Consider the following 3,545-nt stretch of genomic DNA (forward strand, 5'->3'; position numbering starts at 1 on the left):
ATCTTATAATTTGCAGCAAAAAAGAACTAAGTTATTGGTGAAAATTTGTTTACGGATAGTCTCTTAAATACTATAATCAATATATGTATATAAATAGAAGGTTAAACTCTATGCCTAAAACTTTAAAATACTCACTTATTATATTTATAAGTATAATATTATTATTAATTATTATTCCTTTCTTTATTCCTTTAAATAATTATAAAGGAGTAATAATAGATAAAGTTAAAGAGGCTACAAATAGAGATTTAACTATTAACGGCGATATAAAATTATCTTTATTACCAAATCCAGAAGTATCACTATCAGAAATTAAATTATCATCAATAGACGGCACGAAAGAACCTCATCTAGTTTTCGTTGAAAATGCTAAAGCGTCATTACGGCTTTTTCCTCTTTTTAGAGGAGCAATTGAAGTAGCTTCTATAGAGTTGCAAAAACCGATTATCAATCTAGAAGTTTTGAATAACGGACAAAAAAATTGGCAGTTCGCTACATCTAATAATAAGCCTAAAGAAAATAAAGTTAGTTCTGCAGAATCTACTAATACTAAAACTGAATTAGAACTTCCCATTTTGATTAGTCATGTTAAAATTATAGATGGTAAAGTAATATATATAGAAAAAAATAGTGAGAAAATATTTAACGATATTAACTTAGATACTAAAATTAAAAGCCTTAAAGGTCCAATAGACTTTACTTTAGCTTTAAAGGCTTTGGAGCAACAGATTAATATAGAGGGAAATATTGAAGAAATAGGAAAAATAATTCCGTTAAGTGCTAATATTAATCTTGCCAGTGACAAAATTAAAAGTGAAAAAATTAAAATCGAAGGAAGGCTCGATAGCGAAAATAATTCTTTCATAGGTAACGCAAATATTAAAGGCAATACTAAAACTTTAGGTATGCCTGCTGATTTACAAAATGACTACGAGTTAACTACGGCAATTACTGCCGATAGTAAAAATATAGCTATTAAAGATGCAAGGCTTAATTATCCAAATATAGAATTATTAGCAAATGCAAATTATGATATAGAGCGTAATAACCTAAAATCAAATATTATTATCAATCCTAGTAATATTATAACCGATATTAGCTCTAATTTAGATAAGACAAATATTATGCTACAAGCGGATAGTTTAAAACCTGTACTTGATGCTCTAAAGCTAAAGACCGATAAATTACCTCCTATTATTAACCAAAAACTTACACTTAATTCTAATATAATCTATAACCCTCAAGCAATAAAATTACAAAATATTAATTTATCGGCGGCCAATAGTAATCTAACCGGAGATATTGAGCTTAAAAACTTAGCACAGGATATCGCTATTTCTCATAATCTAAAAATTAATAATTTTGAGTCGTTTATGTCTCTTATGGGAGTAAGTAATTTAAGTAAGATTGGGGTATTACAGTTAAATGGGGAAGTACAAAAAATTAAAGATACTTACCATATTAATAATAAAATATCTGCTTTTAATACTAACATATCTATTAAAGGCGATATTAATTTAGCAGCTCAGAAACCAAATTTTAAACTTAACGTATACAGTCCTTTAGTTAATTTGGATAAAATTCTTGTAAGTAATACCCCTACTACTGTTCCAAGTAAAACTAGTAGTCCTGCTACTCAAAACATCTCTACAGCTAAAAATAATTCTCCTTGGTCAAACAATCCTATTAACTTAGGGATTTTAAATGAAATTGAAGGACAATTATCCACAAATATTGATAAACTAACTAACGACTCATTAATCATAAATAATTTAAAAGTAAAATTAAATATCACCGGTGGCACACTGAATATTACTTCAGTTAATGCGAGTATTTACGGTGGCGAACTAAGTAGCACCGGTTATGTGAGTTCAGGAAAAGATCAAAATGCTGCAATTAAAATTGATTTAAAAAATGCCTACTTAAAAAGTTTAACTCCGCAATCGGGTAAAATAAAAATAACCGATGGACGACTAAGTTTTAAAGCCGCTCTTACTTCTCGCGGTAATAGCGTTTATACATATGTTAATAATCTAAATGGGCAATTAAACGTAAATAGCGATAACGGAAAAATAAGCGGGTTTGACTTAAACCGAATTGCAGATGCAGTACATAATGCTAAAAATACCGAAGGAGTATTACGGCTTATTAACAGCTCTTTTAGCGGCGGATCAACATCTTTCAAAAATTTAATTGCAAGCGGGAATATAGCTAGTGGCAAGCTTGATTTAAGCGAATGTAGTTTAGATGCTACGCCAGCCAAGGCAAATGCAAGCGGTCGAATTAACTTACCACAATATATGATGGATATTAGTGCAAGCGTTACTATTGAGGAGTTACCGCCTATAGCCGTTAAATTATACGGATTCATAAATAACCCGCAGCATAAATTAGATATTCAAGCTTTTCAGACATATTTAGTTAAAAACGTATTTAATAGTATTATTAAAGACCTAAAAAGCGGAGAAAAGAAACCTGAAAATATTATTAAAGATGCTTTAGGTCTTAGAAAGAAACAAGATACAAATACAGAGGAACAAAGCAGCCCTCCACCGGAAAACCAACAAGCGGATCCTGTGAATAAACTGCTACAAAAAGGATTAAAGAAACTGTTTTGATGTGACCGTCACGGTCGTTGTATGACTTATTATTTCTCTCTGTGTCATCCCGTGATTTATTCGGCTTTGTTGCGTGGCTCAATGTCATGCCCACTTAGGAAGGAATCCAGTAATCCTTAATGTCACCCCGTGGCTTGACCACGGGGTCCAGGTTTTTAAATAAATCATGGGATGACAGAAAACTGGATTTCTGCCGTTACTAAAAATGACATTGTACGCTTTTTCTGTGTCATACAACAACGCCTTCTTACAATAACGACATATATATTTAATTAGGAATACCAACTATTCGCATTTAAGTGCATCCCCCAATTGATAAACTTCTATTATTTCCTCAGTATCTAATACCAAATTAGGTATGTTTTTAGGGAAATGTTGAATTGCTTCAGTAATTTTTGCTGCTTCTTCATCATAATTTGCCTTTTTCAACAAAATAATAAAATCTTCATATAATGATTTTTTATTTGGATTTAACCCTATAGCTCTTTTGATAGAAGCGAGTGCTTCCTCCGGATTTATTTTATGTAACTTATTAAAAAACTCTTCGTGATAGTATGCTTTACTTGGATCTAATTCAATAGCTTTCTTTAATGATTTAATTGCATTATCTTGTTGTTTTTCCATTAAAATAGAACTTAAACTATGAAAAACTTCAGCTTCCCTATTGTTATATTTTTCAGTTTTATTATAAGTTTCAATAAAATTTGAAAGTTCTTCAGGATCAGTTTCAACGAATTTTCGTAGATTGGCTTTTTCTTCTTGATATTGATATCTGTTATGAAGAGCGAGACATTTTTTAAACAGCTCTGCAATTTCATCTTTAGTCATAATCTATACTCCATTAATCTACTATAATATAAAAAACTAAACCGGTAAAGCTAATATTTACCCATATTGTTTTTTCGGTCGTGCCTCCGTATTGCAGTT

The 3,545-nt window shown here is 30.5% G+C and carries 2 protein-coding genes; one reads left to right on the forward strand and one right to left on the reverse strand.

The genetic code is table 11. The annotated features are described in order from the left end of the window. Positions 1–110: 110 nt before the first annotated feature. Positions 111–2,618 carry an AsmA family protein gene (locus KYQ89_RS00125; protein ID WP_218459778.1) on the forward strand — a complete coding sequence of 836 codons (2,508 nt, stop codon included), beginning with the start codon at positions 111–113 and terminating at the stop codon, positions 2,616–2,618. A 285-nt stretch (positions 2,619–2,903) separates the two neighbouring features. On the opposite strand, the gene KYQ89_RS08130 is transcribed toward KYQ89_RS00125, so the two are convergent. Beyond that, the gene (locus tag KYQ89_RS08130) at positions 2,904–3,242 is read right to left on the reverse strand and encodes a hypothetical protein (protein ID WP_218459779.1); all 339 of its coding nucleotides are present in this window, start codon (positions 3,240–3,242) and stop codon (positions 2,904–2,906) included. Positions 3,243–3,545 lie beyond the last annotated feature (303 nt).

It is taken from the genome of Rickettsia sp. TH2014 (assembly GCF_019249195.1).
In the GTDB taxonomy this organism is placed as follows: domain Bacteria; phylum Pseudomonadota; class Alphaproteobacteria; order Rickettsiales; family Rickettsiaceae; genus Rickettsia; species Rickettsia felis.